Origin of the sequence: Mucilaginibacter gossypii, from assembly GCF_017569325.2 — a bacterium.
Classification (GTDB): domain Bacteria; phylum Bacteroidota; class Bacteroidia; order Sphingobacteriales; family Sphingobacteriaceae; genus Mucilaginibacter; species Mucilaginibacter gossypii.
The window spans coordinates 2967513-2992506 of the sequence record NZ_CP071878.2 but is presented as its reverse complement, the minus strand read 5'-3'; the positions used below and the strand labels follow the sequence as shown (position 1 = coordinate 2992506).

Annotated in this window: 19 protein-coding genes; 15 read left to right on the top strand and 4 right to left on the bottom strand. The window is 42.7% G+C overall.

The window, feature by feature from the left end:
- Window positions 1-71 precede the first annotated feature (71 nt).
- From J3L18_RS12535 to J3L18_RS12515, 5 genes are all read left to right on the top strand, one after another.
- Window positions 72-1874, top strand: coding sequence for a M61 family metallopeptidase (locus J3L18_RS12535; RefSeq protein WP_129568781.1), 1803 nt, complete (start codon window positions 72-74; stop codon window positions 1872-1874).
- Between the two features lie 107 nt (window positions 1875-1981).
- Window positions 1982-2938 carry an adenylyltransferase/cytidyltransferase family protein gene (locus J3L18_RS12530; protein WP_129568780.1) on the top strand — a complete coding sequence of 319 codons (957 nt, stop codon included), beginning with the start codon at window positions 1982-1984 and terminating at the stop codon, window positions 2936-2938.
- Between the two features lie 300 nt (window positions 2939-3238).
- Window positions 3239-3517 (top strand): 30S ribosomal protein S15, encoded by a 279-nt coding sequence (gene rpsO / locus J3L18_RS12525; protein WP_129568779.1) that lies wholly within the window; start codon window positions 3239-3241, stop codon window positions 3515-3517.
- A 127-nt stretch (window positions 3518-3644) separates the two neighbouring features.
- Window positions 3645-5777, top strand: a complete 2133-nt coding sequence (gene pnp / locus J3L18_RS12520) for a polyribonucleotide nucleotidyltransferase (protein ID WP_129568778.1) — start codon at window positions 3645-3647, stop codon at window positions 5775-5777.
- 155 nt (window positions 5778-5932) lie between these two features.
- Window positions 5933-6205: a hypothetical protein gene (locus J3L18_RS12515; RefSeq protein WP_091168111.1), complete on the top strand. Its 273-nt coding sequence runs from the start codon at window positions 5933-5935 to the stop codon at window positions 6203-6205.
- Between the two features lie 178 nt (window positions 6206-6383).
- Here J3L18_RS12515 and J3L18_RS12510 read toward each other — a convergent pair whose 3' ends face one another.
- Window positions 6384-7550 carry a putative sensor domain DACNV-containing protein gene (locus J3L18_RS12510; protein WP_091168108.1) on the bottom strand — a complete coding sequence of 389 codons (1167 nt, stop codon included), beginning with the start codon at window positions 7548-7550 and terminating at the stop codon, window positions 6384-6386.
- Window positions 7551-7793: 243 nt separating this feature from the next.
- Here J3L18_RS12510 and J3L18_RS12505 point away from each other — a divergent pair, with 243 nt between their 5' ends.
- The 7 genes from J3L18_RS12505 to J3L18_RS12475 all read left to right on the top strand — a co-directional run bounded on the left by J3L18_RS12505 (window position 7794) and on the right by J3L18_RS12475 (window position 16820).
- A complete protein-coding gene (locus J3L18_RS12505; protein WP_167516166.1) occupies window positions 7794-7964 on the top strand; it encodes a hypothetical protein in 171 nt (56 codons plus the stop codon).
- 71 nt (window positions 7965-8035) lie between these two features.
- A complete protein-coding gene (locus J3L18_RS12500; RefSeq protein WP_090524771.1) occupies window positions 8036-9196 on the top strand; it encodes an MFS transporter in 1161 nt (386 codons plus the stop codon).
- A 95-nt stretch (window positions 9197-9291) separates the two neighbouring features.
- Window positions 9292-9807 carry a DinB family protein gene (locus J3L18_RS12495; RefSeq protein WP_091168101.1) on the top strand — a complete coding sequence of 172 codons (516 nt, stop codon included), beginning with the start codon at window positions 9292-9294 and terminating at the stop codon, window positions 9805-9807.
- 141 nt (window positions 9808-9948) lie between these two features.
- Window positions 9949-10551, top strand: a complete 603-nt coding sequence (locus J3L18_RS12490) for a TetR/AcrR family transcriptional regulator (RefSeq protein ID WP_091168098.1) — start codon at window positions 9949-9951, stop codon at window positions 10549-10551.
- 417 nt (window positions 10552-10968) lie between these two features.
- Window positions 10969-12114, top strand: a complete 1146-nt coding sequence (locus J3L18_RS12485; protein ID WP_112655393.1) for an efflux RND transporter periplasmic adaptor subunit — start codon at window positions 10969-10971, stop codon at window positions 12112-12114.
- 24 nt (window positions 12115-12138) lie between these two features.
- Window positions 12139-15339, top strand: a complete 3201-nt coding sequence (locus tag J3L18_RS12480) for an efflux RND transporter permease subunit (protein ID WP_129568777.1) — start codon at window positions 12139-12141, stop codon at window positions 15337-15339.
- A 68-nt stretch (window positions 15340-15407) separates the two neighbouring features.
- Window positions 15408-16820, top strand: a complete 1413-nt coding sequence (locus tag J3L18_RS12475) for an efflux transporter outer membrane subunit (RefSeq protein ID WP_129568776.1) — start codon at window positions 15408-15410, stop codon at window positions 16818-16820.
- A gap of 91 nt (window positions 16821-16911) precedes the next feature.
- Here the strand turns inward: J3L18_RS12475 and J3L18_RS12470 are convergent, their stop codons facing one another.
- Window positions 16912-18465, bottom strand: a complete 1554-nt coding sequence (locus tag J3L18_RS12470) for a hypothetical protein (RefSeq protein ID WP_129568775.1) — start codon at window positions 18463-18465, stop codon at window positions 16912-16914.
- Between the two features lie 323 nt (window positions 18466-18788).
- Between J3L18_RS12470 and J3L18_RS12465 the strand changes: the two genes are divergently transcribed.
- Complete coding sequence (locus J3L18_RS12465; RefSeq protein WP_129568774.1) at window positions 18789-20579, top strand: beta-N-acetylhexosaminidase; 1791 nt, start codon at window positions 18789-18791, stop codon at window positions 20577-20579.
- Window positions 20580-20623: 44 nt separating this feature from the next.
- On the opposite strand, the gene J3L18_RS12460 is transcribed toward J3L18_RS12465, so the two are convergent.
- Window positions 20624-20965, bottom strand: a complete 342-nt coding sequence (locus J3L18_RS12460) for a hypothetical protein (protein WP_091168082.1) — start codon at window positions 20963-20965, stop codon at window positions 20624-20626.
- Window positions 20966-21299: 334 nt separating this feature from the next.
- On the opposite strand from J3L18_RS12460, the gene J3L18_RS12455 reads away from it, so the two are divergent.
- On the top strand, window positions 21300-23075 hold the full coding sequence (locus J3L18_RS12455; protein WP_129568773.1) for a glycoside hydrolase family 9 protein: 1776 nt from the start codon (window positions 21300-21302) through the stop codon (window positions 23073-23075).
- A 99-nt stretch (window positions 23076-23174) separates the two neighbouring features.
- Complete coding sequence (locus tag J3L18_RS12450; protein ID WP_223266133.1) at window positions 23175-23960, top strand: alpha/beta fold hydrolase; 786 nt, start codon at window positions 23175-23177, stop codon at window positions 23958-23960.
- Here the strand turns inward: J3L18_RS12450 and J3L18_RS12445 are convergent.
- Complete coding sequence (locus J3L18_RS12445) at window positions 23957-24994, bottom strand: LLM class flavin-dependent oxidoreductase (protein ID WP_129568771.1); 1038 nt, start codon at window positions 24992-24994, stop codon at window positions 23957-23959. The two genes, J3L18_RS12450 and J3L18_RS12445, sit on opposite strands and share 4 nt — an antisense overlap.

The window sequence follows — 24994 nt, the reverse complement described above, 5'->3', positions numbered from 1 at the left end:
GGGCTAATTTCCGGTGATTGGTGAAATAAATAAATCGCTGTTTATTATATTCGGCAAAACCCAAGCAGATAATGAAATTACTATCTAATTTAACCCTGTCGTTTTGCCTGTTGTTTTGTGCCGGTGTTTGGGCCCAGCAACCTGTTAATATGCAATATTCGGTGTCAATGGAAAAGGCAGCCGAACATTTGTATCATGTTGAGTTGACCAATAAAACCCACCTCAAAACGCTTGATTTTAAGATGTGCGTTTGGACGCCGGGCTATTACCAACTAATCAATTTTGCCGGAGCTGTACAAAATTTTACTGTTGCCGATGCAAAAGGCAATTCGCTTAAATTTGATAAGCCCACTAAGGATACCTGGAAGGTTATTAACCCCTCGGCTGGAGATGTAAAGATCTCATACGATGTTAAAGCTGTTGTGCCGTTTGTGGGCAACGTTTACCTTGACGAAACAAGAGGCTACATTACCCCCGGAGGCCTGTTCATGTACCTCGACCAGGAATTACGCCATCCAGTTACCATCCAAATGAAGCCTTACAGTAAATGGAATGATCTGGTAGCAACCGGGCTGGATACCCTGAAGGGACAATATCATGTTTACAAAGCAGCCGATTTTGATGTGCTTTATGACAGCCCTTTTTTAATGGGCGAGCTGGAAGTTTTGCCACCTTTCAGCGTGCAGAATAAACTACACAATTTTATCGGTTATAAACTACCTGCCTTTGACAGGCAGGCATTTATGGATGACCTGAAAAAGATCGTAGTGACGGGCAGCAACATCATAGGCGAAATACCTTATACACATTATACCTTTTTATCAATTGGCGCTGGCGGCGGCGGTATCGAACACTTAAACTCCACTTCGTTAAGCTTTAGCGGAGGTGAAGGGTTTAATACTCCCGAAGCCCGTAAAAAGCTGTACAACTTTATAGCGCATGAGTATTTTCACCATTACAATGTTAAACGCATCAGGCCGGTTGAGCTCGGCCCGTTTGATTACTCAAAGGAGAACCACACTAATATGCTTTGGGTATCCGAAGGATTTACAGTTTATTACGAGTACATGATCACCAGGCATGCGGGTTTAATGAATAACGAGGATATGTTTGGCGATTTTCAGAATAACCTGCGTAACTATGAAAATGAACCCGGGCATTTGTATCAATCGGCAACAGAAGCCAGTTATAACACATGGGATGACGGGCCAAACGGCAGGCAGGGCGATGATTTTAATAAAACCATTTCATACTACGATAAAGGGCCGATTTTGGGCTTGATGCTTGATTTCAGCATCCGCCATGCAACACAAAATAAAAAAACGCTTGACGACGTAATGCGATTGCTTTATTACAAATATTACAAAAAGCTAAATCGCGGCTTTACAGAGCAGGAGTTCAGGAATGAGTGCGAGAAAATGGCGGGTGTGCCGTTAACAGAAGTGTTTGAATATGCATCGACCGTTAAGCCGCCGGATTATCCAAAATATTTCGCTTACGGAGGACTCGCTGTTGATACTGCTACTAAAGTGGTATCGGAATCATGGGCTGGCCTTAACGTGCGGCAGCAGGGCGATACGCTCAGGATCAATACAGTTGCCTATAAATCCCCCGCCTGGGATAAAGGTATCAGGGGGCGCACGGTTATACTTACGGTTGATGGCGCTCCTGCAAGAAAAGATGTACTTTACAAGGCCTTCGAAACAAAAAATACTGGAGATAGTTTAACGTTGGGTTTGTTAAAGAACAGCGAAAAGAAAGATGTAACCATTGTTTTGGGTAGGCTGAGGGAAAAGACATTTAAAATTACACCCTTGCCTAATCCTGACCAATTGCAATCGGCCATTTTTAAAAGCTGGACAGAAGGGAAGTAATAGGTTTAGTGAGTGGTTGATTGGGTTGATCAGGTGAATGGTTGATTAAGAAGTAACGTTTGTTATAATGTAAGGCACTTCGTAAAATTACGTGCAATTCAACACTTATGAAAGTCATTGAAAAAGCTGAGCGATTGGCAAGGTTAGGGGTTGATCCAGTAGTGTTAAACCATTACCGTGAACCCCATCGGTTTTACCACACCCTTGAGCATCTGGACGATGTATGGCAACAATTAGAGAACCGGGGCTACAGTGATAATGATGTATTATTGCTGGCTACAATTTTCCATGATATCATTTACGATCCGAGATCCGGCACAAACGAAGAGGATTCGGCGAGATATTTTAACGAAACGTTTACGGGGGATGGAGCGCTCAAAGCTCTTGTAACAGATATTATCCTCGATACCAAACATCACAAGCCGGGCTCGGCATTGTCAGAGATTTTCAGCGCAGCCGATCTTAATATCTTAAAACAGCCATTTGATAAACTGCTGATTTATGAGCAGCAAATATTTAAGGAATTTCAGTTTGTAGATCACAAAATCTATAAAGAAAAAAGAGTAGAGGTATTAACAAGCCTGCAACAAAGGGTTGATAACCCGGCCCTGGATTATTTAATAGACTATGTAGAAAACTTTAAACCCCGTATAGCAGTATATCCGGGGAGCTTTAATCCATTCCACAAAGGGCATTATAATATACTCCAAAAGGCCGAGCGGATTTTTGATAAGGTGATTATAGCCCGGGGTGTTAACCCAGGTAAAGATAAAGCCACATACGAATTGCCGGAAATATTAAGATACAGGCAAACTGAAACTTACGAAGGACTACTCACCGAATTTGTAGATGGTTTGGGGTATGACGTTACTATTATCCGGGGATTACGAAATGGATCGGATTTACAGTACGAACTGAACCAATACCGCTATCTTCAAGAGTTAGGCGGCAAAAACATCAGTGTAACGGCCATTTTTTGTGATATGGAATTTGAACACATCTCAAGTACAGGTATCAGGCAACTGGAGAAGTATGGTAAAGCAGGAGAGTATTTGTTATTTTGATAGTTGGCTGGTGGTAGTATAAATTGATTTCGGAGTTGGGATTTTCAATTTTGAATTTATTACGTCTGAGCCCCACTTTATGGAATTTAAAGAATAGACAGAGTAATTGCAAATTCTATAAATTCCCTTAACTCCATAAATTCGAGTTCCGACAATAACAACCACTCACTTAATCCAACTCAACCAACCACTCATCAACTCCAAAAAACAAATCAACCCACCCCTTGCTTTTGCATAATTAATCACTATCTTTGCACCCACAATTAATAAAATAGTTAACGCTTTAATATTATTCAAGTAATGTATTTAGGTAAAGAAGCAAAGGCAGAGATCTTTGCAAAACACGGTAAATCAGCAGTTGACACAGGTTCGGCCGAAGGTCAGGTAGCATTATTTACTACTCGTATTGCTCACTTAACAGGGCATTTGAAAAAAAACAAAAAGGATTTTTCAACTCAATTATCGCTACAAAAATTAGTAGGTAAACGTCGTGCGTTACTTGCTTACCTGTATAATAAAGACATTGAAAGGTACCGTGCTATCATCAAAGCTTTACAGCTAAGGGATATCATTAAGTAATTCTCTCCTTTTTTATTTAAAAGCCATCCCCATTTTAGGATGGCTTTTTTACTTTTGCAACATATATTTACACACATAAAATCCGATGCGCTCCCGAAGATGAAAAGTGCATCACAAACAAAAAAAGATGAGTTTAAACGTAATTAAAAAAGTTATTGATCTGGGCGACGGACGCACCATTGAGATCGAAACAGGTAAACTGGCCAAACAAGCGGATGGTTCGGTAGTGATAAAAATGGGTGACACCATGTTATTGGCTACTGTTGTATCATCGCCTGAAGCTAAAGAAGGAGTTGACTTCTTGCCTTTATCTGTTGACTACCAGGAAAAATACGCTGCAACAGGCCGTATCCCGGGTGGTTTTTTACGCCGCGAGGCCCGTTTATCAGACTATGAGGTTTTGATCTCCCGTTTGGTTGACCGTGCTTTGCGTCCTTTGTTCCCTGAAGATTATCACGCTGATACACAAGTGATGATCTCTTTAATATCTGCCGATAAAGATATTATGCCCGATGCATTGGCCGGTTTGGCAGCATCTGCAGCTTTATCTGTATCTGATATACCTTTTAACGGTCCAATCTCTGAGGTACGTGTTGCTAAAATTGACGGACAGTTAGTAATCAATCCTACATTAAGCCAGCTTGAAAATGCAACTTTAGAATTTATTGTTGCAGGCAGCGAGCACGATATCAACATGGTTGAAGGCGAATCAAAAGAAATTCAGGAAGCTGAATTGGTTGAAGCCATCAAATTTGCCCATACTGCTATTAAACTGCAATGTTTAGCTCAAAAAGAACTAACCATTGAAGTTGGTAAAACCGAAAAACGTGTTTACAGCCATGAGCATAGCAATGAGGACTTGAAAAAAGCTATCTACGCTGCTACTTATGATCAGGTTTACGCCATTGCTTCTGCTGCATCTGCAAAAGAAGAGCGGAGTGCTAAGTTTAAAGAAGTGCGTGACGCCTATATCGAAACCTTAGGTGAGATAGATGATATTACTAAAAGCCTTGCTAAAAAATATTACCATGATGTAGAATACGATGCTATCCGTAACCTTGTATTAGACGAAGGCAAACGTTTAGATGGTCGTACTACTACCCAGATCCGCCCGATATGGAGCGAAGTAGGTTATTTGCCATCGGCTCACGGTTCGGCGATATTTACCCGCGGCGAAACACAATCATTAACTACCGTTACCTTAGGTGCTAAGGATGACGAGCAAATGATTGATGGTGCATTCATTAACGGTTACCAAAAATTCCTGTTACACTACAATTTCCCTGGTTTTTCAACCGGCGAAGTTAGGCCTAACAGGGGTGCCGGCCGCCGTGAAATTGGCCACGGTAACCTGGCTATGCGTTCATTGAAACAGGTATTGCCATCCGAAGATGAAAACCCATACACTATCCGTGTAGTTTCTGATATTTTGGAATCAAACGGTTCTTCTTCAATGGCTACAGTTTGTGCCGGTACACTGGCGCTTATGGATGCAGGTGTTAAAATTAAAGAGCCTGTATCAGGTATCGCGATGGGTTTGATCACCAACGAAATGGGTACCAAATATGCTATCCTTTCTGATATCCTTGGTGATGAAGACCACTTAGGTGATATGGACTTTAAAGTAACCGGTACTAAAAACGGTATCGTTGCTGTACAGATGGACCTGAAGATCAACGGCCTTTCATACGAAGTATTAACCAACGCGTTAAACCAGGCTAAAGATGGCCGTTTACATATCCTTGGCGAAATGGCTAAAACCATTACCGAGGCACGTGCCGACTACAAACCACACGCTCCGCGTATCGTTACCATTAAAATTGATAAAGAATTTATTGGTGCAGTTATCGGGCCTGGTGGTAAGATCATCCAGGAAATGCAACGCGAAACTGGTGCTACCATCTCTATCGAAGAAAAAGACAACCAGGGTATCGTTCAGGTATTTGCCGATAACAAGGCTTCTATCGACGCAGCGTTGGGCCGCATCCGCGCCATCGCTTCAAAACCAGAAGTTGGCGAGATTTACGAAGGTAAAGTAAAATCAATTATGCCTTTCGGTGCGTTTGTTGAAATTATGCCAGGTAAAGATGGTTTGCTGCACATATCTGAAATTGATCACCGCCGTATTGAAACGATGGATGGCATCTTCCAGATAGGCGACGAAGTAAGGGTTAAACTGCTTGACGTAGATAAGCAAGGTAAACTGAAGCTATCGCGCAAGGTTCTGTTACCTAAGCCTGAACCAAAGCAAAATAATTAAGTATTTTTATACAGTAGCAAAACCCTCTTTATGAGGGTTTTGCTATTTTGTTTTAATTTTTTTTATTTTTTTAAAACAAAAAGCGGATGTTTAAACTTATTAACTGTTAATACGTAGTTGATAAAACCATAATTCCGATCCTGTTTGATAAAAAAATGACCCCTGCTACTAACGATCCTTTAGATTTTCTGAGCAAGAATTCGGCTGGAATGCAGACGGGTACTCAAATTGATTTGGTTCAGCAGTTGCTGTACGAAATAATAAGGGTTAAAGAAATTATTGTTTATTATGACTCCATTCCCAATGGAGGCGGTCAGCTTGGATCATCTATCCTCAACGAGTTAGTTTCAGAAGCTTATCAGTCGCTGGTTAATTACGATACCGTACTGATGCGGAAATATTATGATTTGTTGTTGAATTGCGATTAAACGCCCCCCAGCCCCCTAAAGGGGGAGGTTAGGGACATAGATTAGTGACTGGAGATTAAGGATTAGGAATCCAGGAGGAGATTAAATCATTTACTAAAGATGTTTATCTGTTTGTTTTAATTTACGAAAATTATTGCGAGATACCTTTCTATCTCCCCCTTTAGGGGGGCCGGGGGGGCTACAGCAACAATATATCAATCTGGTGCGCATGCACCATTCCTACAACCGGCGACCACGCGAATACGGTAAAACGGCCATCCTGCGAAGCTACCAGTGCTAAGGCGTCCTTTTGATCAAAAACAAACTGTGCTGCCGCTAAATGCCTTGTACCGCCGTTTTGCGCCGGGTGGATCACCCGGGTTGAGCAACCGACAATAGGCTCGGTCACTACGATCTCTTCGACAGGTGAGCTTTTTGCTGCACGACCTATTTTGGCACCGAAAGCCAGCAACTCATGTTTATCATTTATCAGCGTTGCGCCGTCTATCGAGGTTAATCCGCCTATGGTATCAACCGCGCGGCGCATTTTTTCCTGCCATGAGGTGTGGTAACGGTCGATGCCTTCGTGAATCATCAAATCGGTAAGACCTGAGAACGGAGGATCGACAGGATAGGAGATCGGGGTAATGATAGATTCGCGCCATTCTTCATTTCCGGAGGGCACAACTAATAATATGCCGCCACGTTTATGGGCTTGCATGGAGGTAGCCAGCTGAACTAATACGTTTACCGGATCATTCCATAGAGACGGCAAAGTAAAATCAAGCATGGCCGAAAGTACATTAGGGCAATCAGAAATGCTGGAGCCGTGCTCGTCAACAACTTTGATATCGTCGCCTTTTAATATGGCTATGTTTACAAATTTGCCAAAACCCTCTACACGGCGATGTTTGATCACCAATAATCCGGGTTCAATTACTTCCAGCACAAAACAGTAAGCCGGAATAGCCAGGGTAGTTCCCCAGATGTATAGTTCATCATCTTCTATCCAGATGCCTAAATGAATGCCCGGCTGTTGTACTGCCGAGGCAAATTTGGTGAGGATATTAGGCGCGAGTTTAATTTTTCCACCAAACAACAACGGTTGACCGGCAGCTTCGGGCGGCAAAAAAGCAAGTGTGAATTTTGGTGAAAATCCCTCTTCCCGTCGCAAGCTTGCCCAAAATGAGATATCGATGAGTGATTCGATAGTGGTGCAGCTGGGGGTAGGAGCAAGGTCTATCTCATTATTATCGGCAAGCGCCTTGGCATGAAAATGCCTGAAATGCCTTTCAATAATGGTTGCTACTTTACCGGCTGCTTTATATGTAGGTCCTGAACTCAAAGTTTTGGTGGTGTCTTTCATTTAAATACTTATCTCAAAAGTAAAGCTAAAAAAACATGCTAACAAACTAACGCATCAATATTGCAATTAGATGAGCCGGCCTCATCCCAAACCCTTTTCCAAAGGGGGAGGATTAAATGAGGCTGTTTGTCAACCGTTTATCATACTCATTATCAATTATCTTCCTAAAGTCAGTTGTTGATCCAGGTGAATTTTTTTTGAAACTATTGTAGCAATTTTGCAGCCGGAAACGATAATGTAATCATGAAACTCATATCACACCTCATATCACTCACCCTGCCGGATACCACACCACTGCAGGTATCAGCCCTTTTAAACCTCGGGTTAACTTACGTACAACAAGGTTTCAATAAAGTTTTTCATAAAGCGGCTCAAAATAATCAGCCTTGCGGCGAACTTCAGCCATGTATGTAAGCTGTATTTAATTGCAGATAACGGCAACCGTCCTTATAAATTATAGCTAAATTTGCGTGTAATTATTAAGTATGGATCAGCTAACGGCTGCGGGCAAATCAAAAATGCGGATTGCCAACAGTGTCTTCTTCTTTGTTTCGGGCTTCGGGTATTCTTCATGGGCCTCGCGTATCCCATCCATAAAACATCAGCTTAATTTAAACGAAGCCCAGTTGGGTGTTGTGCTGTTTGCTATGCCTGTTGGCCTGATGCTTACCATGCCTTTAACGGCTAAAATGATCAAGCATTTCAGCAGCCGTATAATGATGCTGATAGGTGCACTGGCCTTTAGTCTGGTGCTTTGCCTGCCCGGTTTTGCAGCTTATATGTGGCAACTGATAGTAGTTTTATTTTTTGTTGGCTCAACCCGTAATATATTAGGTTTATCCATGAACTCGCAGGCCGTGGGGATCCAGGCTTTGTATGATAAATCGATCATGGTAACATTCCATGGCATCTGGAGCCTGGCCGGTTTTGGCGGTGCTGCTGTCGGCTATTTAATGGTATTATTTAACGTGGCTCCTTCATATCATTTATTAGGTGTGGGAGTTGCGATGCTGATCCTCTCGGTAATATTTTATCCCTCAACATATGACTATCAGCCTGCCGAAACACCCAATAAATCGGTGTTTTCCATGCCCGATAAACACTTGCTTAAATTTTCTTTAATATGTTTCGCCTCTATGGCCTGCGAAAACACGCTGTACGATTGGAGCGGTGTTTATTTTGAAAAGGTAGTCCATGCCACCAAATCATTCGCTGAGGCCGGCTTTGTAGTTTACATGGTTACCATGACCATTGGCCGCTTCGCGGGCGATAGGGTAGTATCGGCCATTGGTATAAAAAAGGTGTTAACTTATAGCAGCTCGCTGGTTTTGGCCGGTTTGCTGGTATCTGTGTTTTTACCATATACTTTAACCGTTTATTTGGGCTACGCCATGATAGGCATGGGGGTGTCATGTATAGTGCCGCTGATTTTTAGCATGGCCGGTAAATCAAAAACAATGAACAGCAGCCAGGCACTGGCCGCCATATCAACAGTTGGTTACCTGGGTTTTGTTATAGTACCACCAATAGTTGGTTTTATTGCTCAGGCAGCAAACCTGCAAATAGCTTTTTTTGTTGTTGCCGCCTTTGCTGCCATGATGATATGGCTGGTGCGTAAAATTGAAGATGAGCCTGTGGTATCATAGTTTTGTCATATAAGCTGCTTAGTATTTACGCCAGCCCCGTTTTAGCTTATAATTGTGTCATCAAATCCACTGGTTTGATATAACATCTGCAACAAATGAGCACAAACATTACCGAAACCAGCATACAGCCGTCAACAGAATTATTTATCAAAATGGTAGTCTCCAACTGGGAACTGCAAAACAGTCGCCTAAACGGTTTACTCGATAAGTTAACTGACGAAGCTCTTGCTGCCGAAACTGCTCCCGGCCGAAACAGCGGTATTTACCTGCTGGGCCATCTTACTGCTGTTAGCGACGGAATGTTTACCTATTTAGGTTTGGGCGAAAGGCTCTATCCCCAGCTGGATCAAATTTTTGTTAAAAGTCCTGAAAATTCTGGGTTGGAGAAACCGTCACTGGCTGAGCTTAAACAATATTGGGCTAAAGTAAATGAGGTTTTAACCGAAAGGATGAATGCTATGCAGCCCGAAGAATGGTTTAAGCCGCATAGCGCCATTTCAGCAGATGATTTTGCAAAAGAGCCGCACCGTAACAGATTAAATATCCTGATTAATCGTACTATACACCAGGGCTATCATATTGGGCAATTGGTTTACCTGGTAAAGAAATAAGCGTTTGCCGACCGGATTTGACTCAAAAGGTTTAATCCATGACAATTGGATGAAACGTTTTTTACAAAGGGATGGTAAATAATCCTGAAAACCGTTATACTTTTGCTTAACACTGTTAAATGATTTAATAGTGTGATTAAAATGGCAAGTAAAGAACGAATCCAGCGCTTAAAAGAAGAAACCCGGGTTAATATCCTGGATGCCGCGCTCCACATAGTTAAGCATGAAGGCTGGCAGGCTTTAAGCATGCGGAAGATTGCCGATGTAATTGAATACACCGCACCCATTATATATGAATACTTTGCAAATAAGGATGCTATATTAATGGAACTTACCCGCAAAGGCTATTTGATATTAGCAAAAGACATGGAGGAAGCCAAAGAAAAGCACCGCCTGCCCGAAAAGCAGCTGGAAGCCATGTGGCTTGCTTACTGGAACTTTGCTTTTGAAAATAAGGAACTTTACCAGGTTATGTTTGGCGTACAGATGAACTGTTGCTGCGAGATGGTAAAATCAATGCCCGAAGCCCAGCTCCCTACTACTATGGTTAGCGAGGCTATTATGCAACTGATGGATATAAAAGATATCAATGACGAAATGATCTGCACCAAGTACTATACGTTTTGGTCGGTCGTACACGGTTTGGTGTCCATCAACTTACTGAGCAGGGGATTCTCTGACGAAGTTAACCGCCAGGTTTTAAAAGATACCATAGGCGGTATCATCAGGTCGATGAAAGATTAATTCTTTCTGTGACTTGAAAACTACACTGTTAAATTACCTTACAGTGTTAGGTAATTGTTAAGCACTTTTTAAAACAAACTCTTAATACAATGAAAAAGCTCACTCACAACCCACGCAGTCTATTTAACAGTGTTAAACGATTTAACGGTGTTGTAACATCTAATTTATGTACTTGCTGTAATTAGCGTACATCGTTTCGGTATATCGTCATGAAAAATCGTGAAAATAACGATATAAGGCATTGGAAATTAAATATTATAAATATAAATAATTGATAGTCAGTTAAGTATGTAACTGGCATCTCAATTGAAAATGATCGGCAACAGTAAAACAATGAAAACAATCAAATCATCATATATCACAAGCCCAACGGCTTTTTCTAATCCTATTCATTCACCACTCTTAAAATCATCACTCATGAAAACACTCCTTTTAGCAGCAGTTGCAGCTTTAACATTATATGGATGTTCATCTGCACCGCAGGCTCCAACAGCACCCCCACCACCCGCTTTACCGGTTGCTTCTATAGTATCAGGTACCGAAACTACTTACCAGGAATATCCTGCTTCAATTGAAGGCGCCGTTAACGTAGAGATCAGGCCACAGGTAAGCGGTACTTTAGATAAAGTATTTGTTGACGAAGGCGCTTTTGTATCTGCCGGTCAGCCAATATTTAAAATTAATGAACAACCATACCGTGCAGCTTTAAATAATGCATTGGCAAGCTTACATGCCGCCGAAGCAGCACATGTAAATGCGCAACTGGAAGTTGAAAAACTAACTCCGCTTGTAGCTAATAAAGTAGTTTCTGACTACCAGCTAAAAACAGCTAAGGCAGCAGCTGATGTAGCGAAAGCCAATATCGAATCGGCTAAAGCTAACGTAGCTACCGCGCAGATCAATTTAGGTTATACCTTAATAAAAGCTCCTGTAAGCGGTTATATCGGTCTGCTTGCTAAGAAACAAGGTAGCCTTGTTGCTCCTGCGGATGTTGCTCCACTAACTCAATTATCAGATGTTCATGATGTACACGTTTACTTTTCATTGGGCGAAAAAGATTTTGTTGCCTTTAAAGAACAATATCCAGGCGCTAACCTGAAAGATAAATTGAAAAATGTACCATCAGTATCATTATTGTTAGCTGATAATACAGAATATGCTAAACAAGGTAAAATTGATATTGTAGACGGCCAGTTTGATAAAAACACCGGCGCTATCACTTTAAGGGCAAATTTCTCAAACCCCGACGGGCTTTTACGCTCTGGTAATACCGGCAAGATCCGTTTAAGCCTGAGCCATAAAGATGCTTTGATCGTTCCGGAAGCTTCAACTATCGAAATGCAGGATAAAGTATTTGTATTTGTAGTTGGCGATAGCAGCAAAGTGAAAAAACAACCTATCGACATCATTGGCAAATCAGGTGATCATTACCTGGTTAAAGATAAAGAAGCCATTAAAGCCGGCGACCAGATCGTGTTAGAGGGCATTGATAAATTACAGGAAGGTATGGTTATCCAGCCTCAAAAGGCTGCAGATAAAGTAGCCGCTGTAGTTAAGAAATAATACATACACTTAAACTTTAAAGTCATGTTTCAGAAATTTATAGAAAGACCGGTACTCTCAACTGTTATCTCCATATTGTTGGTGATAGTGGGTGTGCTTGGTTTAACAAAACTGCCCTTAGAGCGGTTTCCTAATATTGCCCCTCCGTCAGTATTGGTATCAGCCGTGTATCCGGGTGCCAATGCCGAAACTATTTTACGTTCCGTTACGCCTTCGTTAGAAGAAGCGATTAACGGTGTGGAAAATATGACCTATATGACCTCTACCGCCAGTAATGACGGTACATTGGGTATTACCGTTTACTTTAAACAGGGTACTAACCCCGATCAGGCAGCGGTAAACGTTCAAAACCGTGTTTCACAGGCTTCAAGCCAATTACCAGCCGAGGTTTTGCAATACGGTATTACAACTACCAAACAGCAAAACAGCTTTATCGGTGCTATGGCCATCTACTCTGAGGATCCTAAAAAATACGATCAAACCTTTGTGGCCAACTACGCACAGATCAATATCGTTCCGGAAATTAAACGTATTCCGGGTGTAGGTTCTGCCAGTATTTTTGGTGGTATTAAGGATTATTCAATGCGTGTTTGGTTAAATCCTACCCAAATGGCAGCTTACAATGTTACACCGGCCGAAGTAACCGCCGCTATACAGGACAAAAACCTTGAAGCAGCACCAGGTAAATTTGGCGAGCGCAGCAACGAAGCATTTGAGTATGTAATTAAATATAAAGGTAAACTTACCAAACCAGAAGAATATCAGAACATCGCCATCCGTGCAAATGCAGATGGTTCTGTATTGCGTTTAAAAGACGTAGCACGTGTTGAGCTGGGTGCATACTCATATAATAGCGTTAGTAACCTGAACGGCCACGATGGTATTATAATCGGTATTATCCAATTGTCAGGTTCAAACGCCAACGAAATCCAGATCGCTATCGACAACCTGATGGTGAAATTGTCTAAAGATTTCCCTGTCGGGATTAAATACAACCAGTTCTATCGTACTAAAACCGACCTTGATGAGTCAATCAACCAGGTTGAGCATACATTAGTTGAGGCCTTCATCCTTGTATTTATTGTAGTATTTATATTCCTGCAGGATTTCAGATCAACATTGATCCCGGCGATAGCGGTTCCGGTTGCTATTATCGGTACGTTCTTCTTTATGAACCTTTTCGGTTTCTCAGTTAACTTGTTAACGCTGTTCGCATTGGTATTGGCCATCGGTATTGTGGTGGATGACGCCATTGTGGTAGTGGAGGCGGTGCATGCCAAAATGGAGCATGACCCAAGCCTAACCCCTAAGGCTGCAACTACGGAGGCCATGCACGAAATTACGGGTGCTATTATATCCATTACGCTGGTTATGGCGGCGGTGTTTTTGCCGGTGAGCTTCATGACGGGCTCAACAGGTATCTTCTATCGCCAGTTTGCCTTAACCATGGCTATATCTATCATTATATCAGCTGTTAACGCTTTAACCTTAAGTCCTGCTTTGGCAGCCTTGTTTTTAAAGAATAAACATAGCGAAAATGGTCATGACGCACCTAAGAAAAGCTTTGTAGAGAAATTTTACGCGGGCTTCAATGGTGGCTTCAATTATATGACCAACAGGTATGTTGGCGGCTTGAAAGTTCTGATCCGTAATAAATGGATCAGTATGGCCGGCCTTGCCTTAGTAGTTGTTGCTACAGTTTACATGGTAAACAAAACCAAAACAGGCTTTATTCCTACCGAGGACCAGGGCTTTGTGGCGATAGCAGTAAATACACCATCAGGTACTTCATTAGCAGGAACTAACAAAACTTTTAAACTGGCTGAGGATCAGTTGAAAACACTGCCGTCAGCACGATTTGTTACCGCGCTTTCTGGTTTTAACTTCTTAACACAATCCAGCAGCCCGTCAGCAGGTGTTATCTTCCTGTTGTTGAAGCCTACTGAAGAAAGGGGAGAAGTTAAAAATATTGATGCTATCCAGAATATTGTTAGGGGCAAATTAGCAGGCATACCAGGTGGTACGTTCTTCGTGTTCAGTTTCCCAACCGTTCCTGGTTTCAGCAACGTGGAAGCGCTTGACGTAATGCTGCAGGATAAAACCAACGGCAGGTTGGATAAATTTAGCGGTGTTGCCAATAACTTTATCATGAAACTGATGCAGAAACCAGCGGTTGCTTTCGCCTTTACTTCATACAAAGCTGATTACCCTCAGTTACAATTAGAGGTTGATGACGAAAAAGCCAACCAGTTGGGTGTAAGTGTTAAAGACATCCTGTCAACCATGCAGGCTTACTTTGGTACCGCACAGGCATCAGACTTTAACCGCTTTGGTAAATACTACCGTGTGGTTGTTCAGGCAGATATTGCAGACAGGACAGATCCATCGGCAATTGACCGTGTGTTTGTTAAAAACAAATCGGGCGAAAATGTTCCGATCAATACCCTGGTTAAATTAACCCGTGTGTATGGTTCAGAAACTGCTTCACGTTATAACCTCTTCAACTCTATCGAAATTAATGCTATCCCTAAACCTGGCTACAGCTCTGGTGATGCCATTAAAGCGATTGAGGAAACTGCTAAGGAGCAACTGCCGCAAGGTTTTGCCTATGAGTTTACTGGCCAAACCCGCGAGGAGATTTCTTCAAGTGGTCAGTCGACTGTGATCTTCCTGTTGTGTTTGGTGTTTGTATACTTCCTGCTGTCTGCACAGTATGAAAGTTATATCCTGCCATTGGCGGTAATACTTTCAATACCTACAGGTTTATTCGGGGTATTCATTGTGTTAGGCTTAACCGGTATCGAAAACAATATCTATGTACAGGTTGCGCTGATCATGCTCATCGGCTTGCTGGCCAAGAACGCCATCCTGATCGTAGAGTTCGCGGTGCAGCGGCGAAGGGCAGGGCATGGGCTGGTACAGTCAGCTATCGAAGCTGCTCAGCTCCGTATCCGTCCAATCATCATGACCTCCATGGCCTTCGTATTCGGTTTATTCCCGATGAGTATTGCTACCGGGCCATCTGCACAGGGTAACCACTCCATCAGTATCGGTGCAGCAGGCGGGATGGTTTCAGGCGTATTGTTAGGTTTATTTATCATACCTGTACTTTACGTGATATTCCAGGGCTTGCAGGAGCGCATTAGCGGTAAACCTAAACCGCTTGCCGCTGCCGGCGACCATGGTAAGGATGCTGTAGTTCTTGAAAACGAATATTCAGCTTAATCAATCAAAACATCAACTAAAACTATCACGGCCTTTAAAATCCGTGATAGTTTAAAAAAGATATAACAATGAAAAATATAATAGGCAGTTTGGCTTTAGCACTGGTGGTGCTTGCCGGCTGTAAAGTTTCAAAAGATGTTGCTACGCCAAAGGACGCGCAACCTGAAGCCTTCAGGAACGCGGTTACCACCAGCGATACCAGCAGCATTGCCGACTTGCAATGGAAAAACTTTTTTACCGATGCTGCTCTTCAAAAGCTGATTGACAGTGCTATCGTTAAAAATTACGATATGCAGGTGGCCGTAAAAAATATCGAGGCTGCACAATTGCAGTTTAAACAAGTTAAGTGGAATTATGTTCCTACTCTTGGCTTAAACGTTACTGCAAACACCAACCGCCCGTCTGATAACAGTGTTACCGGTTTAAGTATCAAACAATACAATATTGGTACTAAACATGTTGAAGATTATAATGCTAACCTGGCGCTGTCATGGGAAGCTGATATCTGGGGTAAAATCCGCAGTCAAAACCGTGAAGCTTTGGCCCTGTACCTGCAAACTAATGAAGCTAAAAGGGCTATCCAAACCAACATCGTATCAAGTGTATCTCAAGGTTACTATAACTTGCTGATGCTTGACGAGCAACTGGAAATAGCTAAGAAAAACGTAAAACTGAATGACAGTACATTGCGCATCATCAAATTGCAATACGATGCCGGCCAGGTGACACTTTTAGGTGTTCAGCAGGCACAGGCCCAGTTAGAAGCTGCTGCGCAATTGGTTCCTCAGTTTGAACGCGATATCAATGTTCAGGAGAATGGGTTGAGCATATTGGCTGGTAGGTTACCTGACGCCATTGAACGTAGCGCTAAACTTAATGATATTACTTTCCCCGAAACACTTTCGGCAGGTGTACCATCAGCAATGGTGAGCCGCAGGCCCGATGTACGCAGTTCGGAGTTGGCTTTAAATATAGCTAACGCGAGGGTTGGTATCGCTAAAGCCCAGCTTTACCCTTCATTAACTATAACTGGTCAGGGTGGTTTAAACTCATTTAAATCAAGCAACTGGTTTAATATTCCGGCTTCATTGTTTGGTACTGTTGCCGGTGGTATTGCTCAGCCTTTGTTGCAACACAAACAATTGCGTACCCAATATGAAGTTGCCAAAGTTGACCGCGAAAAAACCGTGATCCAATTCCGTCAATCGGTATTAAATGCGGTTGGCGAAGTATCTGACGCTTTGGTAAGGCTCCAAAAGCTTAAAGAGCAACAAACTATCGCAGCTAACCGCGTTAAAACATTGCAACAAGCTACAAGCAATGCGAGCATGTTGTTTAAAAACGGTCTTGCTACCTATCTTGAGGTGATTACTGCGCAAGGTAATGTATTGCAAGGTGAGCTTGAATTAGCATCTATTAAAATGGCTCAACTTAGTGCCAACGCTGAGCTTTACCGCTCATTAGGCGGCGGCTGGAAATAAGCGTTACGTCTTCCCAAGGAAAACGGAAAACGGCTGATCAGAAATCCTGATCGGCCGTTTTGCATGTTAGGGGTTTGTCTTTCCCTGCATTTTATTGCGCCTCCCTTTTTTTGACTGATGTTATATATTCATTTATAATCAGCAATAAAACGGGCAGCAGCAAACCCGTCAGTAATGCAAAAAAATATACTAATAATGATTTGGAGAGCATTGATTCCCGCGTGTGCCACGTTTCATTTATAATGAGCCTTGGCCCGGGGTCTTGCCCGCCTGAGCCATGTAACAGCCTGTTATACTGTTGTTGCTTACTTTCAATTATAGTGTTTATTTGGGCGATAGAATCATTCAATTGCAGCGATAAAAATGATGCTATTGATTTTGAATCTTTTGGTTGATCCACATCTTTTGGTTGCACACTATCTTGAGGTTGCTCAACATCTTTTGGTTGATCAATGTACTTAAGTTGGCGGACATATTTAATTTGATGAGCATTTCTGATTTTCTGTTCTTTTACCGTTATGCTGTTAACAAGTGCTTCTTTTATTGAATTAAGTTCGAGTTTGAAAGCGTAAACGCTTGCATCAGCATTGTCCGAATCCTGCATTACCCGCTGTTTATTGAGTTGCGCTTTATTAAAATCTTGTATGAGTGCTTCGATACGGTAATCGCTAACCTGATGATTATCCGGTATGATAACAAAAGCGTCATTAGGTTTCAAGGCGTATGCTTTTACAGCAGTAAGTGCATTTAGGCCGGCTCTTTCTTTTTCCGTCAGTGCCGTTTTCGCCGTCACCAGTACCGGAACAGCTCTCCGCTTCGGCATTTGTCTGGGCTTTTTAATGTTGTTCAGTATGGCTTGCTGCTCGTGATACTTATCTGCCACCGCTTTATAATAAGCTATGCTATCGTTTAATTTAAGAAGTAACGTGGTATCAATAACAGCCGGTTTAGTGGGTGAAACTGGTTTGGCATATTGGGCATTAATAATTTCTACAAGTTTATTCAAAAAATCATGCCCCTTTTGAGCATTATCCGTGTTTATGCTCAATTCAAAACTGCTATCGTTCAAAATTTTTGCACGCATACTTTTGCTAAATTGTTCAGTTAAATCGGCAGAGGGATTGAGTTTTACTATCAGCGGTAGCTGTATTGATTTAAAAGCTGGCCCTTTTATTATGGTGTAACTTAGAGATCCGTACTTAACCGGGTGGTATAAAGGTACATCTGTGAGTACATTATCCTGATCAATCCTGCAAACGCCGCCATTAATTAAATTGATGGTGATCTCAACAGGAGAAATATAGAAGTTGCCCTTTCCAGGTATAAGCTTAATGGGTAATGAATTGCCGTAAATCTCTTTTGTTGTAAAAGTTCCCTTATGATAATAACTTACCTGGAGCCCCAATGCATTGACCGCTTTTTTTATCGTGGTTTCAGAGCGCAACTCGTTAATTGCTGTCGTTAATAGTTCCCAATCGCCGGAAGCAGCCAACTCTATGCTCACTTTGTATTTAGGGGATGAAAAAAGTAAATAAACTGAAGCTGCTAAAACAACAATTACTACCGAAGCGATAACGAAATATCTGTTGCGGAATAACAGGCCAGAAATATTCCTTCCCGCTCCTTTGATGCGAGCCTGGTTCATAGGATGCAATACTTGTGCTGGTGTAAATTGCTGTAATTTAGTAATTTGCAATTTATTCGGAACGCTCGTTTTGCGATTGTTCTTCGCGCTGTGGTAATTTTAGTAACGCTTTACATGTTGTTATAGCTAACTCCACAATCGTATCTCAAAAATTGTGAAGCATTTTATACAACTCCCGGAACGCATTAACAGGTGATTTCATGACCTCACGGATAAAAACCTGCCCGGTTGCAGCAGTTAAACACTTTGTTACAAACAAATTACCGGGTTTTTCAAAGAAAATTCATATCATAGCAGCCCCAAACTATTTGAGTTGTTTTTAAATGAAATTTAAGATCGTACTTGTATTTATTTTGTTTTCCGGATACGTACGGGCGCAAAATGTCAATATAATCCCGCAGCCCAAGTCTGTTGTTAATGGTACAGGGCAGTTTACATTTAGTAATCACAGTACCGTTGGTGTGAATGATGCTTCGTTGTTGCCAATAGCCCGTTACTTCCAAAAACAGGTAAGCCAGTCGGCAGGTTTTACGCTTGCCGTTGATAATAAAGATGCAGGCAGTGTTATTCATTTGTTGTTAACCAATGGCGATCCCGCCTCGGGGGCATATTCCTTAAAAATTGTTGCCAATGAAATTACCATTTCTTCGTCAAACCGTGACGGGGTGTTTTATGGGATGATTTCCTTGCTGCAAATGATCAAAGATCAGCCCCGGGGCGAAACCATCAGCTTAGCGTCTTTAACCATTACCGATACGCCGCGCTATCAATGGCGGGGGCTAATGCTTGACGAATCCCGTCATTTTTTCGGGATGGAAAAAGTTAAGCAAATCCTTGACTGGATGGCTTACTATAAGCTGAATAAGTTTCACTGGCATTTAACAGATGCCCAGGGCTGGCGTTTGGAGATAAAGAAATATCCTAAGCTGACACTTATTGGCGGAATCGGTAATTACAGTGATTCAATAGCCGATCCTCAATATTATACCCAAACCCAGATCAAAGAGATCATTGCTTATGCCGCGGAAAGGTTTATAACCGTGATCCCCGAAATTGATATGCCCGGCCATGCTACCGCAGCCAACAAAGCGTATCAGCAGTTTAGCGGCGGCAGTGTTGAAGGCTATCCTAATTTTACTTTTAATCCTGCAATCGATAGCACCTACCAGTTTCTTGGTAACATCATTAAGGAAACCAGCACGCTTTTTCCTTCTAAAATGATCCATTTGGGAGGCGATGAAGTGGCTTTGGGTGTTAAGGCCTGGTCGCTTAACCCTTCAATAGCCGGGTTTATGCAGAAAAATAATTTTGCTGATGTAGGCGAGCTGGAGCGTTATTTCTTTAAGCGCGTAGCCGACACTGCCATAAACGCAGGTAATAAAGTATTGGCCTGGGATGAAGCAACCGGAACAAACCTGCCGGCTGATAAAACTATTATCTTTTGGTGGAGGCAAAATTTACCGGGCCAGCTGCATTTAGCCGTTCAAAAAGGGTACCAGGTAGTGCTTTGTCCGCGCCTGCCTATGTATTTTGATTTTGTGCAGGATGCTGACCATATCTCGGGCCGCAGGTGGAAAGGTGTGTATAATACTGTGGGCAGTGTTTATGGTTTCCCTGAAAGGCAGATGCAGAATAACGAAGACCTGCAATCAAAACAAATCATTGGTGTACAAGCCAATATCTGGACTGAAATGATCGGCTCTGAAAAGCGCCTTGATTTTATGCTGTTTCCGCGTATAGCCGGTTTGGCCGAAGCTGGATGGACAGCCCCTGAGCTCAAGGACGAAGAAGCTTTCAATAACCGTTTAAAAGCAAGTATCAAAATCTACGATGCAGCTAATATCTATTATTTTAATCCTTTTGATAAGTTTTTCCATGATGAGGCTATTGATTTTGGTCCGAAGATCAGGAAAATGGAGAGACCGGCAGATCAGAATATAGAAGATGAAGGTTACCGCCCAAGGAGAAGACATGGAAAGTCTTCAAAAAGAACCTCTCATTCGTCAAAACATTCTTCTTCATCAAAGCATTCTTCCTCTAAGAAGTCATCATCTTCAAAAAAATCTTCTTCTTCAGGTAAAAGCAAAAAATCATCTCATAAAAAAAGGAAATAACCTCTAATAGGTTATTTCCCTTTTGAAATTACTTCCGGATGTTATTATCTGTATGAAGATAAGTGCGTAGTTTTAATACTAAGGACAAACGATTTGCCAACGCTTATCTTTACATTTTTGTCCTTTAAAATCGCTTTAACAGCTTCATCGGCTTTAAGGAGTTCGTACAAATCGCGCGCCACTGCCGATCCGCTGATGTTGTTGGTGACCTTGCCGTTTTCGATATTGATATTAAAGGTATAACCGGATTTTCCCCTGCTGCCGGCCGCTTCAAAATCAGTTATATTTAACTTAAACTGCTGCTCGTCCTGCAGACTTCTTTTCAAGTGCAGGCGTATTACAGGCATGTACTTTTGCCACGTGCTTAAATAATTTCTTTCGTCCATAATAGTGTTTGTAAAAGCGAAAGCCCTCGTAAAGTATTTATACAAGGGCTTCGGTTATCGGGTTAAAGAGATTGTTACACCTCCCGGCATTAATAGTTTTCAATAAATCAGCTTAATGTAACGGCCAATTTTTATAAGTTTCAAAGTTACCTAAATAAAATGGGTAAACAGGCAGCATGTTATAGTTTGTTTTAATGCCCCAATTAAATTATAAAGAGTTGTTGGATAAATTGTAGTGGTAAATTAGGGGGATGGTTGCCGCTTTTTAGGCCAGGGTTACTAACTGTCGGTTTATAAATACTGTAAATTGCATTGATCATTAAACTGCATTTACATGAATTCATTTGTCCGCCAAATTATCCTGTCAGCCTTTTTTTCGCTGTTTTGCTGTCTGTGCAACGCGGATCCTGTTTTTTACATGAACCAGGTGGGGTATGATGCCCGGGGAGCAAAAACTGTTGTTGTGCGTTGCGACACCAAACTTGTGCCGGGTATACTTTTCGCGTTACAAAACTCAAATGGTAATGCTGTGTATATCGCTCCGTTAAATGGTCCGTTAAAGGTTGAGGAATGGGACAAGGACGGATATTTTTACCAGGCCGATTTTTCAGAATTTACAGCGGAGGGGAAATACAGGGTTTACATTGGTGCCAAAGATTTTCGTTCTCAATCTGATTGGTTTCAGATTAAGGAAAACGCATTGGCAGTAACTACCATCCCATCGGTATTGAGTTATTATAATAAGCAGCGGGCTAACACACCAACGGAGCGGCAGGCCGACGCAGCCGTTCAACTTTATGGCAGCGATAAAACAGTCGACCTGCGCGGCGGCTGGTGCGATGCGTCGGGCGATGTAAGCAAATACTTTTCGCACTTAGCTTATGCTAATTTTATGTCGCCCCAGCAAATACCGTTGGTAACCTGGTCAATGATCAATACGGTGCAAACCGCGCCGGGTTTGTTAAATAAGCTAAACGTATATGACGGTATGGTGAACGAAGCACTCTGGGGTGCTGATTACATGATGCGCGCCCTGTCAAAAGACGATTATTTTTACATGATCGTATTCAGCTATTTTAATAAAGACCCTAAAGCCAGGCGTGTTGTAGGGCTAAAAGCAAACAGCGTTACTACAGATGAGTACCAGGCTGCTTTTCGGGAAGGAGGGGGAATGGCCATTGCATCGTTGGCGCGAATCTCGCAACTGAAAAAAGACGGTGACTTTAAGTCGGCAGAATATCTTGCAGCTGCCAAACGGGCTTTCGCGCACTTGCTGGCAAACAATACCAGATATGATGACGACGGCAAGGAAAATATTATTGATGATTATTGTGCCCTGATGGCTGCTACCGAATTGTGGATTGCTACCGATAGTTCCCTTTATCGTGATGAAGCCCGAAAACGTGCACTAAGTTTGAACAAGCGAATGAGCCCCGCAGGGTATTTTATTGCTGATGACGGCGACAGGCCTTTCTGGCACGCAGCTGATGCCGGCTTACCCGTTATTGCTTTATGCAGGTACCTGGATAAGGAGCAAGAAGCTGATAAACGTTCCGATGCATTATCAACCATAAAAAAAGCACTGGATTATAACCTGAAGGTAACCGCTAATGTGGATAATCCGTTTGGCTATGCCCGCCAATCTTTTAAGTTTAGAGGTGCGGTAAAAGATGGCTTTTTTATCCCGCATGAAAATGAAACCGGCTGGTGGTGGCAGGGAGAAAATGCCCGCCTGGGTTCGCTGGCTGCTGCGGCATTGGTAGGAGGGCGGTTAGTATATCCCGAAAAAGGTGGCTGGGGCATAAAAAGAGAACTGGCAGAGTATGCATCGCACCAGATAGCCTGGATACTGGGTTGTAACCCTTACCAAATGTGCTTTATGTATCAGTATGGTAAAAACAATGTGCCTTATATGAGTTCAAATTTCGGCCATGGATCGGGCAAGGGTGGGATTTCTAACGGAATTACCGGTAAAAAGGAAAATTCCGACGGCAGCGGTATCGATTTTAAAATAAAAGACAACGGCAACGAATGGCGATGGACAGAACAATGGTTGCCTCATGCCGCCTGGTATTTGCAGGCCGTTACCGCTATGGCTGTCCAGCAATAATTCGGAGCTGTCATTTTTTATACCTCAAATTGTCATATTTACTACCCGGTGCCTTATCTTCATACTGCTAAGTTTGTATTGAAATAAAAACCTATGGATATGGCACAAACAAATATTGCGGGTAACTATGCCGTTGTTAACGGCCTTAAAATGTATTATGAAATTCACGGCGAGGGTTTCCCGCTGGTATTGATCCATGGCGGCGGTTCAGATATCGGCGTTACTTTTGGCAGGGTATTATCTGCATTTGCACAAAATCACCAGGTTATAGGGGTTGATCTGCAGGCGCATGGCCGTACGCCCGATAGAGGTGTACCTACCTCATTTGAACAAGATGCAGATGACGTAGCCGCTTTGCTTAAGCATTTGGACATAAAACAGGCCGATATTATGGGTTTTAGCAACGGAGGTAACACCGCCATGCAGGTAGCCATCAGGCATCCACAACTGGTTCATAAAATAGTGATTGCTTCTTCGTTCTATAAACGCAGTGGTTTTGATGACTGGTTTTGGGATTTTATGAAGAACGCTACCCTTGACAGTATGCCCAAACCTTTGCAAGACGCATTCCTTGCCATAAACAATGACCAGGCCGCTTTAGAAGTAATGCATAAGCGTGACCTTCACCGGATGCAGGCTTTCCAGGATTGGAGCGATGATGCTATCCGTTCTATCACTATGCCCGCGTTGGTTATAGCCGGGGATAAGGACGTGATAAGGCCTGAGCATACGCTTGAGCTATACCGCATGCTTCCCGATGCGCAGCTTTGTATTTTGCCTGCAGGCCACGGCGATTATATAGGTGAGATTGAGGATCTTCGCGGACATGGAGATTACCCCGCCGTCGCTATTATTGAAGAATTTTTAACCAAGGCAAAAGCTTAAGCTTTTGCCTCGGTTTCTTTACGTACAACAGGCGCAACCCTGGTACCGTAAAGTTCAATTGCTTTTAAAATATCCTTGTGCTTGGTAAAGCCCGTAACTAACTGGGCTACGAAACGGGTGTTACCAAAAAGCTCGTATTGCTGCATGATCTTGTCGATGGCTTGTTGCGGATCGCCTACTACCAATGGCCCAAAATCGCGCAGGTACTCAAATTGTTCCCTTGTCATCGGCGACCAGCCCCTGTCTTTGCCAACGCGGGTCATGAGGGCTTCGTAGCTTGGATAAAACTCGTCGGCTGCTTGTTGTGAGGTTCCGGCAATATAAAATTGCGAACTGATGGCCAATTGGAGCTTGCTTACGTCGTGCCCGGCTTTGGCTGCCGACTCGCGATAAAGCTCAACAAAGGGTACAAAATGTTTTGGTGCGCTGCCCAAAATAGCGATGATCATAGGGAGGTTAAGCGTTCCTGCCCGTTTAGCTGAGGCAGGGGTGCCTCCAACGCCAATCCAAACCGAAATTTCCTGTTGCAGCGGACGAGGATATACGCCCTGGTTCCGGATTGGTGCCCGGAAATTACCCTGCCACGAAACAATTTCCTGCTTGTTGATCTGCAAAAACATTTCGAGCTTCTCGGTAAATAATGCATCGTAATCATCCAGGTCGAAACCAAAAAGCGGGAAAGATTCAATAAAGGAGCCCCGACCGGCTATCATCTCCACGCGACCGCCAGATACCAGGTCGGCAGTAGCGAAGTTTTGAAATGTGCGCACAGGGTCGACTGAACTCAATACAGTAACTGAACTTGATAAACGAATAGTTTTGGTAATAGCCGCTGCTGCAGATATCAATATTTCCGGTGCCGAGATCACAAAATCGGGCCGGTGGTGTTCGCCGAAGGCATAAACATCCAAGCCAACCTCATCGGCCAGCTTTACTTCTTCCAATAATTCCTGAACCCGCTTATGGGCGTTTACAGCGTTGCCGCTTTTCCCGTCGGGGTGGATCTCACCAAAGGTGCTAATACCTAATTCCAT